The sequence below is a fragment of the Methylobacterium sp. J-068 genome, from assembly GCF_022829445.1.
GTDB lineage: Bacteria > Pseudomonadota > Alphaproteobacteria > Rhizobiales > Beijerinckiaceae > Methylobacterium.
The window spans coordinates 23,044-36,184 of the sequence record NZ_JAKSXY010000049.1; the positions used below are offsets into that span (position 1 = coordinate 23,044).

At 71.4% G+C, this 13,141-nt stretch carries 11 protein-coding genes; 1 reads left to right on the top strand and 10 read right to left on the bottom strand.

What is annotated here, in order from left to right; translation table 11 throughout:
- Positions 1-83 precede the first annotated feature (83 nt).
- The 8 genes from MKK54_RS05175 to MKK54_RS05210 all read right to left on the bottom strand — a co-directional run bounded on the left by MKK54_RS05175 (position 84) and on the right by MKK54_RS05210 (position 9,750).
- A complete protein-coding gene (locus tag MKK54_RS05175; RefSeq protein WP_244009639.1) occupies positions 84-1,616 on the bottom strand; it encodes an acyl-CoA carboxylase subunit beta in 1,533 nt (510 codons plus the stop codon).
- A gap of 144 nt (positions 1,617-1,760) precedes the next feature.
- On the bottom strand, positions 1,761-2,555 hold the full coding sequence (locus tag MKK54_RS05180) for an ATP12 family chaperone protein (protein WP_244009640.1): 795 nt from the start codon (positions 2,553-2,555) through the stop codon (positions 1,761-1,763).
- Between the two features lie 55 nt (positions 2,556-2,610).
- On the bottom strand, positions 2,611-3,285 hold the full coding sequence (locus tag MKK54_RS05185) for an HAD-IA family hydrolase (RefSeq protein WP_244009641.1): 675 nt from the start codon (positions 3,283-3,285) through the stop codon (positions 2,611-2,613).
- A 13-nt stretch (positions 3,286-3,298) separates the two neighbouring features.
- A complete protein-coding gene (locus MKK54_RS05190; RefSeq protein ID WP_244009642.1) occupies positions 3,299-3,757 on the bottom strand; it encodes a hypothetical protein in 459 nt (152 codons plus the stop codon).
- 81 nt (positions 3,758-3,838) lie between these two features.
- Positions 3,839-5,284, bottom strand: a complete 1,446-nt coding sequence (locus MKK54_RS05195) for an RluA family pseudouridine synthase (protein ID WP_244009643.1) — start codon at positions 5,282-5,284, stop codon at positions 3,839-3,841.
- Between the two features lie 81 nt (positions 5,285-5,365).
- Positions 5,366-6,613 carry an Hsp70 family protein gene (locus tag MKK54_RS05200; protein WP_244009802.1) on the bottom strand — a complete coding sequence of 416 codons (1,248 nt, stop codon included), beginning with the start codon at positions 6,611-6,613 and terminating at the stop codon, positions 5,366-5,368.
- An 81-nt stretch (positions 6,614-6,694) separates the two neighbouring features.
- Positions 6,695-8,191 (bottom strand): carboxypeptidase M32, encoded by a 1,497-nt coding sequence (locus MKK54_RS05205; RefSeq protein WP_244009644.1) that lies wholly within the window; start codon positions 8,189-8,191, stop codon positions 6,695-6,697.
- Between the two features lie 242 nt (positions 8,192-8,433).
- The gene (locus MKK54_RS05210; RefSeq protein WP_244009645.1) at positions 8,434-9,750 is read right to left on the bottom strand and encodes a replication-associated recombination protein A; all 1,317 of its coding nucleotides are present in this window, start codon (positions 9,748-9,750) and stop codon (positions 8,434-8,436) included.
- Positions 9,751-9,885: 135 nt separating this feature from the next.
- Here MKK54_RS05210 and MKK54_RS05215 point away from each other — a divergent pair, with 135 nt between their 5' ends.
- Complete coding sequence (locus MKK54_RS05215; protein ID WP_244009647.1) at positions 9,886-10,611, top strand: intradiol ring-cleavage dioxygenase; 726 nt, start codon at positions 9,886-9,888, stop codon at positions 10,609-10,611.
- 10 nt (positions 10,612-10,621) lie between these two features.
- Here MKK54_RS05215 and MKK54_RS05220 read toward each other — a convergent pair whose 3' ends face one another.
- Together MKK54_RS05220 and MKK54_RS05225 are read right to left on the bottom strand one after the other, a co-directional pair.
- Positions 10,622-12,073 carry a Do family serine endopeptidase gene (locus MKK54_RS05220; RefSeq protein WP_244009649.1) on the bottom strand — a complete coding sequence of 484 codons (1,452 nt, stop codon included), beginning with the start codon at positions 12,071-12,073 and terminating at the stop codon, positions 10,622-10,624.
- Positions 12,074-12,194: 121 nt separating this feature from the next.
- A complete protein-coding gene (locus MKK54_RS05225) occupies positions 12,195-13,007 on the bottom strand; it encodes a hypothetical protein (protein ID WP_244009651.1) in 813 nt (270 codons plus the stop codon).
- Positions 13,008-13,141 lie beyond the last annotated feature (134 nt).

A 13,141-nucleotide genomic window follows, 5' to 3' on the forward strand; every position in this document is an offset into this window, starting at 1 on the left:
GCGGATCATGGCAGCCTTCGGGAAAAGGGCCACCGGAATGTTCGTCGGGCCGGCGCACCGATGCGCCGGCCCGCAATCCGCGCTCAGAGCGGGATGTTGTCGTGCTTCTTCCAGGGCTGCTCCATCTCCTTGGTGCGCAGCATGCCCAGCGCCCGCGCGATCCGCTTGCGGGTGGAGTGAGGCATGATCACCTCGTCGATGTAGCCGCGCTCGGCCGCCACGAAGGGCGAGAGGAAGCGGTCCTCGTACTCGCTGGTGCGCTCGGCGATCTTGTCCGCGTCGCCGATCTCGCTGCGGAAGATGATCTCCACCGCGCCCTTGGCGCCCATCACGGCGATCTGGGCCGTGGGCCAGGCGTAGTTGAGGTCGGCGCCGACGTGCTTGGAGGCCATCACGTCGTAGGCGCCGCCGAAGGCCTTGCGGGTGATGATCGTCACCAGCGGTACGGTGGCCTGGGAATAGGCGAACAGCAGCTTGGCGCCGTGCTTGATCAGGCCGCCATATTCCTGCGCCGTGCCCGGCAGGAAGCCCGGAACGTCCACGAAGGTGACGATCGGGATCGAGAACGCGTCGCAGTAGCGCACGAAGCGCGCGGCCTTGCGGGAGGCGTCGGAATCGAGCACGCCGGCCAGCACCATCGGCTGGTTGGCGACGAAGCCGACGGTGCGGCCCTCGATGCGGCCGAAGCCGGTCATGATGTTGCGGGCGTAGGTCGCCTGGATCTCGAAGAAGTCGCCCTCGTCGGCCACGCGCCGGATCAGCTCGCCCATGTCGTAGGGCTTGTTCGGGTTGTCCGGGATCAGCGTGTCGAGGCTCATGTCGAGGCGCAGCGGATCGTCGAAGCTTTCGATCTCCGGCACGCCGTCGATGTTGTTGGCGGGCAGGAAGTCGACGAGGCGGCGGATCTGCAGGAGCGCCTCGACGTCGTTCTCGAACGCACCGTCGGCGATGGACGACTTGGTGGTGTGGACCTTGGCGCCGCCGAGTTCTTCCGCCGTGACGACCTCGTTGGTCACCGTCTTCACCACGTCCGGGCCGGTGACGAACATGTAGCTCGTGTCGCGGACCATGAAGATGAAGTCTGTCATGGCCGGCGAGTAGACGTCGCCGCCCGCGCACGGCCCCATGATGACGGAGATCTGCGGGATGACGCCGGAGGCCGCGACGTTGCGGCGGAAGACCTCGCCGTAGCCGCCGAGCGCGGCGACGCCCTCCTGGATGCGCGCGCCGCCGGCGTCGAAGATGCCGATGATCGGCGCGCGCATCTTCAGGGCCATGTCCTGGACCTTGACGATCTTGGCGGCGTGCGACTCCGAGAGCGAACCTCCGAAGACCGTGAAGTCCTTGGAGAACAGGAAGACGGTGCGGCCGTTGATGGTGCCCCAGCCGGTGACGACGCCGTCGCCGGGAATCTTCTGCTTCTCCATCCCGAAATCGGTGGAGCGGTGCTGCACGAACATGTCGAATTCCTCGAACGATCCGTGGTCGAGGAGGAGTTCGATGCGCTCGCGCGCCGTGAGCTTGCCACGCTTGTGCTGAGCGACGACGCGGTTCTCACCGCCGCCGAGGCGGGCCTGGGCGCGCCGCTCTTCCAGTTTCTCGAGAATGTCCTTCATGCGCGGTGGGCTTCCGAATGAGAGATGACGCCGCGCCGCGCACGAACCTTCGCCGGAACCTTGACGCAGGAACCTCGGCGCAGAAACCTTGGCGGTCGCGATTTGAACCGCCCTTAGCACGGGCCGCATTCGGCGAAAATGGATTTAACGGGCCAGTGCGGCCAAGTGTGCGGCGGCTTCGAACTCGGCCCGACGCAGGGCATGGCGCGCCTCAGCCTCGGCGTCGCCCCCCCAGACGCTCGCCTGATAGGTCTCGTCCACGTGGGCCGCCACCCAGGCGTCCCGCGGCGTCAGGTGACCGTGGAGGGTGGCGAAGGCGAGCACCAACGATCCCGTGAGCGTCGTCATGGTGTGAAGGGCCGCCAGCCGGAACGGACCCTCGGTCGCCTCGATTCCCTGGCGCAGGGCCGCCACGGTGGTGTCGGGTTGGGTGACGTGCATCACGCCCTCGCCCAGGATGAAGCGGGCGCCCAGGGTTTCGCGCGCCCAGTCCAGAACCGGGTCCCAGGCCTCGGCCTGCGCCGTCACCAGCCGGTCCGGATCGCCGGCGCGGTAGGCCAGGAGATCGGTGCCCGCATAGGCCGAGAGATCGTCCACCACGGCCGCGCGACGGGGGGCCACGCCGTCGATGGCGGTGTTGGCGAGCCGCGTCAGCGGCATCGTCGCCGGGTCGATGACCGCGACCTGCGCCGCCCATTCCGCGGCCACGGCCTCGGCCAGGCCCCGCGTCGGCAGGGCGAGCGGGTTGCGGGCCGGCGTGTTGGCGGGCCGTCCGTCGAGGGTCAGGCGAAAGCCTTCGGCCTGCGGGGCGAATCCGGCCTCGCCGTAGAATCGCTTGGGGAGGGCGGGACGGCCGGGACCGCGTGCCGCGCGGGTGGGATCGGGGGCTTCGGGGCTCGCGGCCGCGCCAAGCCAGTCGGATGTCGGATCGTCGCTCATGAGGAACCAGATAGGGCATCGGGAGGGGAGCTGCGAGGCGCGCCGGTCGTCCCGATCAGGCGGGCGACACCGCGTTGCCGGCGGCCTCGGGGAACAGCGCGCCGAGGTCGACGGCGTTGTCCACCACGATGGAGGCGCCCGCGCCGAACAGCGCGCCCGTCGGATGGTAGCCCCACCCCACCCCCACCGCCGCGACGCCCGCGCTCACCGCCATCGCCATGTCGTAGGTGGTGTCGCCGATCATCACCGTGGCGCCGGGCTCGATGCCGGTCTCCGCCATGGCCTGTCTCAGCATCGCCGGGTCCGGCTTCGACGGCGCGTCGTCGGCGCTCTGCGTGGTCGCGAACCAGCCGTCCCAGCCGTGGCTCTCGATCAGGCGGTCGACCCCGCGCCGCGCCTTGCCGGTGGCGATGCCGAGCCGCACGTCGTCGCGCGCGTGGAGGCGCGCCACCAGGTCGCCCATGCCGGGAAAGAGCGGCTCCTCGTAGTTCGGATCGAGGCGCAGGATGTTGAAGGCGCGCTTGTAGCTCTCCGACAGGCCCTCGATCGGCCCGTCCTCGCCCACGAGGCGCCGGAACGCCTGGGGCAGGGACAGCCCCACCACCGAGAGCGATTCCGTCCGGCTCGGCGCCGTCAGGCCGTGCTCGGCGAAGGCCATGCCCTGCGCCGCCACGATGAGGTGCTGGCTGTCGACGAGGGTTCCGTCGACATCGAAGACGATGAGCTTCACGGGCGCGCGCGCCTCATGGCTGGCGGGCCGGAGCCGCTTGGGGCTGGCCCGCGCGAGGCCGATCGTAGCCGAGCTTGCAGCGCACCAGGAACCGGCGTCGGGCACCGCCCCGCAGGTTCCGCGCGTGCGAGATGCGGTTGCAGGCGGCATAGGAGGGCCGGCGCGACCGGCCGACCTGGGCCGCGCCGCGTCCGCCGGACGTGCCCGCCGCCGGGATACGGGGTGCCTGCGGCTGCGCGGCGGCGGGCGCGGGTTGCGGCCGGGCCTGGACCGCCGGTGCCTGTGCCGGCGGGGCTGCCTGCGCCAGCGCCGAACTCCCGACGGACGGATGTCCGGTGAGCACCGCCAGGGCGAGAAGCGCAAGGCCCGCCACGGTCGCGGGCTTCAGGATCGTGTCTCGATGCATCGTGGCGCGACGGTCCTTGGCCGGCGGCGGCGAGCCGTCGGGGATGTGGTGGAGAGGATAAAGCATGGCGGGCGCTTGCCAAGGTGCAAGCCCGAACACCCGCGCCGTCCTGTCCGGTCGGGTGCCGCTTCCGGGAAGGCGGCGCGCTCAGGCTTCCGGCGCCTCGACGATCGGATCGTATCGGGAGGCATCGAATCCGAGCAGGTTCCAGCTCTGCGCCATATGCGGCGGAAGCGGGGCCGTGACGTCCACGGGTTTGCCGGTTCGCGGATGCGGGATCACGATTCTGCGTGCGAGCAGATGGAGGCGGTTCTGGATGCCGCCGGGCAGCTCCCAGTTCTCGATACTGAAATATTTCGGGTCGCCCACGATGGGGTGGCCGATATGGGCGGCGTGCGCGCGCAGCTGGTGCGTGCGCCCCGTGACCGGCTTCAGCGACAGCCAGGACAGCTTCTGCGCCGCGTTGTCGACCATGGCGTAGTAGGTCAACGCGTGCGCGGCGCCCTCGTCGCCGTGCTTGGCGACCCGCATGCGCGCATCGGCGTCGGTGGGCTCCTCCTTGGCGAGGTAGGTGGAGATGCGCCCCTGGGCCACGCGCGGCACCCCGGCGGTCAGCGCCCAGTAGACCTTGCGGGCCGAGCGCGAGCGGAAGCTCTTGGCCAGCGTCGCGGCGGCGAGCCGGGTCTTGGCCACGATGAGGCAGCCGGCGGTGTCCTTGTCGAGACGGTGGACGAGGCGCGGCTTCTGGCCGTCCTTGCCGGTCAGGGCTTCGAGCAGGCCGTCGACGTGGCGCACGGTTCCGGAGCCGCCCTGGACCGCCAGGCCGAAGGGCTTGTTGAGAATCATCATCTCGGCATCCTCGTAGAGGATCAGCGAGCGGATGAAGTCGGCATCCGTGGCGTCGCGCGCGGCCGAGCGCGGGCGCTCGGCGAGGGCGTCGAGCTTCAGGGGGGGCACGCGCACGCTCATGCCCGGCTCCAGCCGGTCGTTGGGCTTGGCGCGCTTGCCGTCGACCCGAAGCTCGCCCTTGCGCACGATGCTCTGGACGCGGGTGAAGGGCAGCTGCGGGAAGCGCGTGGTGAGGAAGCGGTCGATCCGCATCCCGGCCTCGTCCTCCTCCACGATCAGCGTCTGGACGCCGGAGGCCAGGGTGGCGGAGGCCGACGCGCGCTGCTCGCGCCGGGTCGGGCCTTCGGCGACGGGCGCGGCGACACGGGGCCCCGCATCGGCGCGGCGCGGACGCGGCGCCTCGGCCGCGTCCGGCCGTTCCGCCCGCGGGCGGCGGGCCCGGCGCGGCGCTTCGTCGAAGGCCTCGGCCGGGGCCCGCGTGAGCGCGTCCTGCTCGTCGTGCGCCTCCCGATCGCGCGGCTCCTGCCCCGGACGCCAGGGAGCGTGCTTGGCCGCCTCCCCCCGCCCCTGCGCGGCGCGCTGGGCGGCGTCGAGGGCGCTGGTGCGCGGGCCGGTGCGCTCGCGCTCGGGACGCTTGAAGGTCCCGGGCTTGCCCGGACGGCCGGCTCTACCGGGTGGGCCGCTGCGGCTCGGTCCCGCGCCCTTGCGCCCGGAGCCGCCGCGTGATGGTGGTCGTGTGGTCATGGCCTGCTCGTAACACCCGTCCGCTCCGCGACAAAGCGCGTGCGCGGCAGGTTCCTGTCGCCCCTGGCGTTTTCCGCCGGATCAGGCCGCGCGGCGGGCGGCCTCGATGGTCAGCCCCGTCCCGACCGAGCCGAAGGTGTCCCCGTCGACGACGCGGGCCTGGGGCACGCAGGCGGTGAGCGCGGCGCGGACATGGGGCAGTCCCGTCGAGCCGCCGGTGAGGAACAGCGCGTCGATCCGCTCAGGCCCCAGACCCGCCTGGGACAGGCAGCGCCCGATCCGCTCCGCGATGCGGCGGGCGAGCTCGTCCGTGTGGGTGACGAGGCCCGCGCGGTCGATCGCGGCGGCGAGCCCGGCCTCGACCCAGTCGAGATCGACCCGGCCCTGCCCCTCCTCCGAGGTCGCGATCTTGGCGTCCTCCACCTCCATGGCGAGCGAGTGGCCGCGCTCGGCCTCCACCACGGTGGAGAGCCGCGCCAGCAGGTCGGGGCGCCGCGCATCGCGGCGCACCTCCTCGATCTCCCGAAGGGTCTTGCCGTTGTAGAGTCGGTTGATGCTCGACCAGGTGGCGAGGTCGTGGAAATAGCCCGTGGGCACGTCGAGATCGCCCCGGTTCATCGCGCTGCCGAGGCCGAGCAGCGGCATCACGGTCCCCAGGCTGAGGCGGCGGTCGAAATCCGTCCCGCCGATGCGCACGCCGTCATTGGCCAGGATATCGTCGCCGCGCTCGGCCTTCGCGTGGCGCTCGGGCGACAGGCGCACGATCGAGAAGTCGGAGGTGCCGCCGCCGATATCGGCGATGAGGGCGATCTCCTCGGCGCGCACCTGCTGCTCGTAATCGAGGGCGGCGGCGATCGGCTCGAACTGGAACGAGACGTGTCGGAAGCCGATGCCGGTCGCGATCTCCCGCAAGGCGTCCTCGGCCCGCGTATCGCCCTCCGGGTCACCGTCGACGAAGTGGACCGGGCGGCCATGCACCACGGTCTCCAGGGGTTGGCCCGTCTCGGTCTCGGCCCGCGCCTTCACGGCGGCGAGGTAGCGCCCGATGACGTCGCGGAACTTGATGCGCTCGCGGCCCACCGGCGTCGTCTCCTCCAGGAGCGAGGACCCCAGGACCGACTTGAGGCTGCGCATCAGCCGCCCCGGCGTGCCCTCCACGTACTCGGCCATGGCCGCGCGCCCGACGAAGGGAGCCTGACCCGGGGGGAAGAAGATCGCGCTCGGGATCGTGACGTGTCGGCCCTCCAGCGGCACGAGTCGCGGGCGCTGGCCCGTGACGAGGCCGAGCGTGGTGTTCGAGGTGCCGAAATCGAGGCCGCAGGCCGCCATGATCGTCAGAAATCCGTGGGGAAGGGGCGGCTGCGTTAGGGTGTTGCCGCCCGACATGCAATCCCGCGGCCGCGCGCCGCCTCAGGATTCGCCGAGGTAGCGGCGCTCCAGATGGCTCAGAAAATCCTCCGCGCCGAGCGGCTTGCCGGTGGCCGCGACGAGGAGGTCGTCGGTCTCGAGCAGGCTGCCGCGCGCGTGGACGGCGTCCCGCAGCCACGCGCGCAAGGGGGCGAAATCCCCGGCCGCGAGGCCGGTCAGGAGGTCGGGAACCCGGGTGCGGGCGGCGTGGAACAACTGGGCGGCCGCCATGGCGCCGAGCGTATAGGTCGGAAAGTAGCCGAAGCTTCCATCGGGCCAGTGGATGTCCTGCAGGCAGCCCCGCCGGTCGTCGGGCACCGTGATCCCGAGGAGGTCGCGCATTCCGTCGTCGAAGGCACCGGGCAGGTCGGCGACGTCGAGGTCGCCGGCGATCATCGCCGTCTCCAGGCGATAGCGCAGCAGGATATGGGCCGGGTACGTCACCTCGTCGGCATCGACCCGGATGAAGCCCGGCTCGACCCGGGTGTAGAGACGCCGCAGGTTGTCCGCGCTCCAGGCCGGGCCCGTCCCGCCGAAGGACTCCCGCAGGATCGGTGCGAGATAGGCGCAGAATTCGGCCGAACGGCAGGCCTGCATCTCGACGAGCAGCGACTGGCTCTCGTGCAGGGTCATGCCCCTGGCGGCGCCGACCGGCTGGTGACGCCACGCGGCGGGGAGACCCTGTTCGTAGAGGGCATGCCCGGTCTCGTGCAGCACGCCCATCAGGGCGCCGGAGACGTCGGCGGGATCGTAGCGGGTGGTGATCCGCACGTCGTCCGTGGCCCCGCCGCAGAAGGGATGCAGGCTCACGTCGAGCCGCCCCCGCTCGGAATCGAAGCCCACCGCCCGCATCAGGCCTCGTCCGACCGCCTCCTGCGCCGCCACGGGAAACGGACCGGGCAGAGGCAGGACGGCCGGGCCCTCGGCCTGACGGGCGCGCACCCGCTCGATCAGACCCGGCAGCACGTCGCGCAGGCGCGCGAAGAGCGGGTCGATGGTCGCGCGCCGCATGCCGGGATCGTAGCCGTCGAGGAGCGCATCGTACGGATCCAGCCCCAGGGCCGCGCCCTTCGCGGCGCCGACCTCGCGCTCCAGGCGCAGGGTCTCGGCGAGCGCGGGCGCGAGCTGCGCGAAATCGGCGTTGGCGCGGGCCTCCCGCCAGATCATTCCGGACCGGGACGACGCCTTGGAGCGGGCTTCCACCAGATCGGCGGGGACGGCCGATGCGTGCAGGTAGGCCCGGCGCATCTCGCGCAGGTTCGCCCGCTCCCAGGCGCCGAGGCCCTCGCCCGCGTCACGGGACCGATCGATCAGGTCGCGGGTTTCCGGCGCGGTCAGGATCTCGTGGGCGATGACGGAGAGCTGCGCGATCTGCTCGGCACGCCCTTCCGCCGCGCCGGCGGGCATCAGCGTCTGCCGGTCCCAGCTCAGGATGCCGGCGGCATCGTTGAGGGCGCCGAGGCGGGCGAAGCGGCCCGCGAGGGTGTGATAGGCCTGCATGGTCGCCGGGTGTCTTTCGCCTGTTCCGCGCGCCCGTTCCGCGCACCGGTCGCGAGGCTTCCATGCCCGGCGCGGCGCTGTCCAGCAGCGGCGTCGTCGCGGGTCCGATCCGATCAGAGCCCGTTCGGCCTTGAGGAAGATCGCCGGGGCGGCCACGAGCCATGCGCCGGCAGCGCCGCGCCGAGGAGACCCTTCCGGAGGACGTCCATCGTCTTACCGCTTCGAATCGAGCGGAGACGGTCTCACGCCTCCTCGGCGCGGCGTTGCCGGCGCAGGGCTTCCCAATGGGCGAGGCGGTCGGTGTAGCGGCTCTCCATGCCCCGGTCCGTGGGTTCGTAGAAATGCTGGCGGCCGAGTTTCTCGGGCCAGTAATCCTGGCCCGAGAAGGCGTCGGGCTCGTCGTGGTCGTAGCGATAGCCCTCGCCGTAGCCGATCTTGCGCATCAGCTTGGTCGAGCCGTTGAGGATGGTGCGCGGCGGCGGCAGCGATCCATGCTCCTTGGCGACGCGGGTGGCGGCCTTGTAGGCGTTGTAGACCGCGTTCGATTTCGGCGCGCAGGCGAGATAGACCGTGACCTGAGCCAGGGCGAGTTCGCCCTCCGGCGAGCCGAGAAAGTCGAAGGCGTCCTTGGCGGCGGTGGCGACCACCAGGGCCTGCGGGTCGGCGAGCCCGATATCCTCCACCGCCATGCGCACGAGGCGGCGCGCGATGAACAGGCGGTCCTCGCCCCCGTCCAGCATCCGGCAGAGATAATAGAGCGCCGCGTCGGGGTCGGAGCCGCGCACGGTCTTATGCAGGGCGCTGATGAGGTTGTAATGGCCCTCCTGCGACTTGTCGTAGATCGGCGCGCGGCGCTGGATGATGGCCTGCAACTGTTCCGCGTCGAAGACCTCCCCGGGCTTGGCCGAACGCCAGACCTCCTCCGCGAGGGTGAGCGCGGCGCGGCCGTCGCCGTCGGCCATGCGGACCAAGACGCCGCGCGCCTCCTCGTCGAGCGGCAGCGGCTGCCCGGTCAGCGCCTCCGCCCGCACCAGCAGCTTGGCGATGGCCGCGTCGTCGAGGGACCTGAAGAGCAGCACGCGGGCGCGCGAGAGCAGCGCGGCGTTGAGCTCGAAGGACGGGTTCTCGGTGGTGGCGCCGACCAGCGTCACCGTGCCGTCCTCCATCACGGGCAGGAAGGCGTCGAGCTGCGCCCGGTTGAAGCGGTGGATCTCGTCGACGAAGAGCAGCGTGCCCCGGCCCATGGCCCGGCGTCCGCGCGCCGCCTCGAAGACTTTGCGCAGTTCGGCGATGCCGGAGAAGATCGCCGAGATCTGCTCGAAATGCAGGTCGGTCTCATGGGCGAGCAGGCGCGCCACGGTGGTCTTGCCGGTGCCCGGCGGACCCCAGAACACCAGGGAGCCGAAGGACTTCGCGTTGAGGAGGCGGGTGAGCGCCCCGTCCGGTCCGGTCAGGTGCTCCTGGCCCACCACCTCGGCGAGGGTCTTGGGGCGCAGGGCATCGGCGAGGGGGCGGGGCGCGGCGTTGCCGAGGCCGGCCGAGGCGAAGAGATCGGACATCGGCGCATCAAAGACTTGGGCTGCCGCCGCTCGCAACCGGGAAAATCACGGCCTCCCCTGCCCGCTTCGGCAACATGCGGGATACACGCATGGCGCATCAGGCCCGCTCCCGCCTCGATCCGTGAGATCTGCGCCATGTCCTTCAGGGCCGTCCTCTCCCGCCGCGCCGCCTTGCTCGGCCTCACCGGCAGCCTCGCGGCCAGTCACCGGGCTCGCGCCGACGCCACCCCCTCGCCGCTCGCGGAAGGGGTCTGCCGGCTCATGCCGCAGACCGTGGAAGGTCCGTTCTACCTCGACCCAAAGCTGGTCCGAGACGACATCCGCGAGGACCGGCCCGGCCTGCCGCTCACCCTGCGGCTGCGGGTCATCGAAGCCGGTCCCTGCACGCCCGTGCCCCACGCGCGCGTCGATGTCTGGCACGCGGACGCGCGAGGGATCTATTCGGGCTATCGGCGGCAGGGCGACACCGGCGGTCTCTCGACCGAGGGCCAGACCTTCCTGCGCGGGACGCAGACCAGCGATGCCGAGGGCTGGGTCGCGTTCCGGACGATCTATCCGGGCTGGTACCCCGGCCGGGCGACCCACGTCCACTTCAAGGTGTTCCTGGATGCCCGTACCCTCGTCACCGGGCAGATGTACTTTCCCGAACCCGCGACCGCGGCGGTCTATCGCGACGCGGCCTACGGCAACCGTGCCGCCGCGCGCGACACGCTCAACGCGCAGGATGGCATCGCCCGCCACGACGACCCGGCGGGGATCGGCCTCTGCACCCTGGCGGAGGACCAGACCGGACGAATCGCCTCGCTGATCGTCGGCATCGACCGGAAAGGTCCTCCGAAGGCCGGATGGTGGCGCTTCTGAGCCCGGTCGTTCAGCCGCCGAACACCGAGGTCAGCACCTCGCCGCCCCGGTTGATCGAGACCTCCCACATGCTGAGGCTGTTGCGGGTGACCCGCTCCAGGTCCTTGGTGGTGGCGATCGGCGCGCCGTTGATGGCGACGATCATGTCGCCCTTCTGCAGGCCGGCGCGGGCCGCGACCGAGCCTTCGTCGACGGCCGAGACGGCGACGCCCTCGGCGGGGAAATCGGCCTGGAGTTCTTCCGCCACGGCCGGCGACGTGTTGACGAGGGTCGCGCCGAGGAAGGGGGAGCGCGTGCGCACCTTCAGGGTGTCGCGCGGGCGCGTCTCGGGGGCGGGTCCGAGCTTGACCGGCACCGTGGTGCGGCCGGTGCCACGCAGGATGCCGAACTTGGTCTGGCCGGTGAGGCCCTTGAGGGCGAAGCGGTAGCCGAAGGCTTCCGGGTCGTCGACGATCTTGCCGTCCACCGTCAGGATGAGGTCGCCGCGCTTCAGGCCCGCCTCCTCCGCCGGACTCTTGGGCTGCAGGCTCGCCACGAGGACGCCCGTGGGATGGTCGAGCCCCATGCTCTCGGCGATGTCGGGCGTCACGCTCTGGACGCGGGCGCCGAGCCAGGGGCGGCGCACCGCCGTGGCTCCGCCCTTGGCGGTCTCGACCACGGCCCGCACCATGCTGGCGGGAATGGCGAAGCCGATGCCGTGGCTGCCGCCCGATTGCGAGTAGATCGCGGTGTTGATGCCCACGAGCTGACCCTGGAGATCCACCAGCGCGCCGCCGGAATTGCCCGGATTGATCGCCGCGTCGGTCTGGATGAAGAACTGGTAGTCGGACGAGCCGACCTGCGTGCGCGCCAGCGCCGAGACGATGCCCTGCGTCACCGTCTGACCGACGCCGAACGGGTTGCCGATCGCCATCACGAAGTCGCCGACCTCGAGGGACTCGGAATCGCCGAAGGCCATCGGGATCAGGCCGCCGGCGGGATTCTTGATCTTGACCACCGCGAGATCGGTGCGGGGATCGCGCAGCACGATGGTGGCCTCGAACTCGCGCCGGTCGGCCAGCGCGACCCGAACCTCGTTCATGTTCTCGATGACGTGGTTGTTGGTGATGACGAGCCCGGATTCGTCGACGATCACGCCGGAGCCCAAGGATTTCTGGGCCCGTTCGCCGGGCGCGCCGCCGCGTCCGCGTCCGCCGCCGTTCTCGCCGAAGAACCGGCGCATGAACTCGTCCATGGCGCTGCGGCTCTGGCCGCGCGTGTCCACGTGGGAGGCGTAGACGTTCACCACGGAGGGCGCGGCCCGCTTCACCACCGGCGCGAAGGAGAGCTGGACCTGGCCCTTCGATTGCGGCGCGGTCTTCTCGGGCGCGGCGTCCGGCGATTTCATCATCTGCGCCGTGGCGGGGGACGCGACGAGAAGCGGAACCAGCAACGGGACGATCAGACGGAACGAGCGCGGCATGGGGACTCCCGGTGACAGGCCATGGCGGCCCCGCCCCGCTTCCGGGGCCGGGCCGCGACGTGTGCCGGGATATCTAGACGCGCCGGGCCCCCGGCGCGAGGGGCACCGGGCCTTCGGATGGTTACGCCTTGCCGATCACGGACGTGAAATGGCTCGCGCGCCTGGCCAGGGCCGTGAAGCAGGTCAGCGACGCATCCGCCGCGCGCTGCATCTCGTCCACCTGGATCCGGATGGCATCGGCCGGCGTCCTGGCACCCGCGAGCGCCTGCCAATGCGCCAGGGCGGCGGTGCCCTCCCCGCGCAGGTAGGTCAGCACCGTGGCGTTGACCTCGCCGAGTTCGCCCATCACCTCCGCGATGCGCGGGGCCTTCACGAGATCCATGAGCTTGCCGAGATCGGGCGCCCCGACAGGCAGGCCTTGGACGAAGTCCGGTCCCTTCGCGGCGGCCGGAAGGATCTCCGAGGTCGGAAGACTCTCGGCGATGGTTTCGGGCACGGCCCGGGCCACGGTCTCCGCCGCCGCGCCGGCCGCCTCGACGGTCTCGGTCGCCAACGGGACCGGCTCGGCGGCCTCTTCCGGCACGATCGTCAGGTCGTCGGCCAGGGGCGCGGCGGCCGCGTCGTCGTCGGCCGCATCGGGCTCGGCCCGATGCGCGGGGTGTTCGGACCCGGCGTCACCGCCGCCCCCGGAGACGATGGCCTCCGGCGACACGCTTTCCAGAAGCGTCTCGTGGACGTTCGGCTCCGGCGCCTCGACCGGCAGGGATGCCGCGACGGGAGAGGCCCCTTCGGAAGCCTGAGCCTCCGGCCCGTCCTGGTGCTCCCGGCCTTCGTCCTCGGCCATCTGCACGTTGTCCGTGTTCATCGGTCCGCCCCTCTGGTCGCCCGCGATCTCGGACGGGGCTCCTGCCCGGTCCTGAGCCTTGGGTGGCATCCTGCGCCGTCTCGCCATGGCTTTCGGCCTCCTTGCCGCTTCGGACCCGATCCGCGTCCGAAGCGGCGCTTCTGCTCGGTGCTACGGGTCCGGCCGGTAGTGGCGGCCGCGCGGCGGGGTCGCCGCCACGCGGT

What these genes read in the sequence shown, in the direction of transcription:
- MKK54_RS05195 (WP_244009643.1), bottom strand. Translation starts at nt 5,284, where the DNA reads ATGACCACACGACCACCATCACGCGGCGGCTCCGGGCGCAAGGGCGCG.
- MKK54_RS05225 (WP_244009651.1), bottom strand. Translation starts at nt 13,007, where the DNA reads ATGCCACCCAAGGCTCAGGACCGGGCAGGAGCCCCGTCCGAGATCGCG.
- MKK54_RS05180 (WP_244009640.1), bottom strand. Translation starts at nt 2,555, where the DNA reads ATGAGCGACGATCCGACATCCGACTGGCTTGGCGCGGCCGCGAGCCCC.
- MKK54_RS05215 (WP_244009647.1), top strand. Translation starts at nt 9,886, where the DNA reads ATGTCCTTCAGGGCCGTCCTCTCCCGCCGCGCCGCCTTGCTCGGCCTC.
- MKK54_RS05210 (WP_244009645.1), bottom strand. Translation starts at nt 9,750, where the DNA reads ATGTCCGATCTCTTCGCCTCGGCCGGCCTCGGCAACGCCGCGCCCCGC.
- MKK54_RS05175 (WP_244009639.1), bottom strand. Translation starts at nt 1,616, where the DNA reads ATGAAGGACATTCTCGAGAAACTGGAAGAGCGGCGCGCCCAGGCCCGC.
- MKK54_RS05220 (WP_244009649.1), bottom strand. Translation starts at nt 12,073, where the DNA reads ATGCCGCGCTCGTTCCGTCTGATCGTCCCGTTGCTGGTTCCGCTTCTC.
- MKK54_RS05205 (WP_244009644.1), bottom strand. Translation starts at nt 8,191, where the DNA reads ATGCAGGCCTATCACACCCTCGCGGGCCGCTTCGCCCGCCTCGGCGCC.
- MKK54_RS05200 (WP_244009802.1), bottom strand. Translation starts at nt 6,613, where the DNA reads ATGGCGGCCTGCGGCCTCGATTTCGGCACCTCGAACACCACGCTCGGC.
- MKK54_RS05190 (WP_244009642.1), bottom strand. Translation starts at nt 3,757, where the DNA reads ATGCTTTATCCTCTCCACCACATCCCCGACGGCTCGCCGCCGCCGGCC.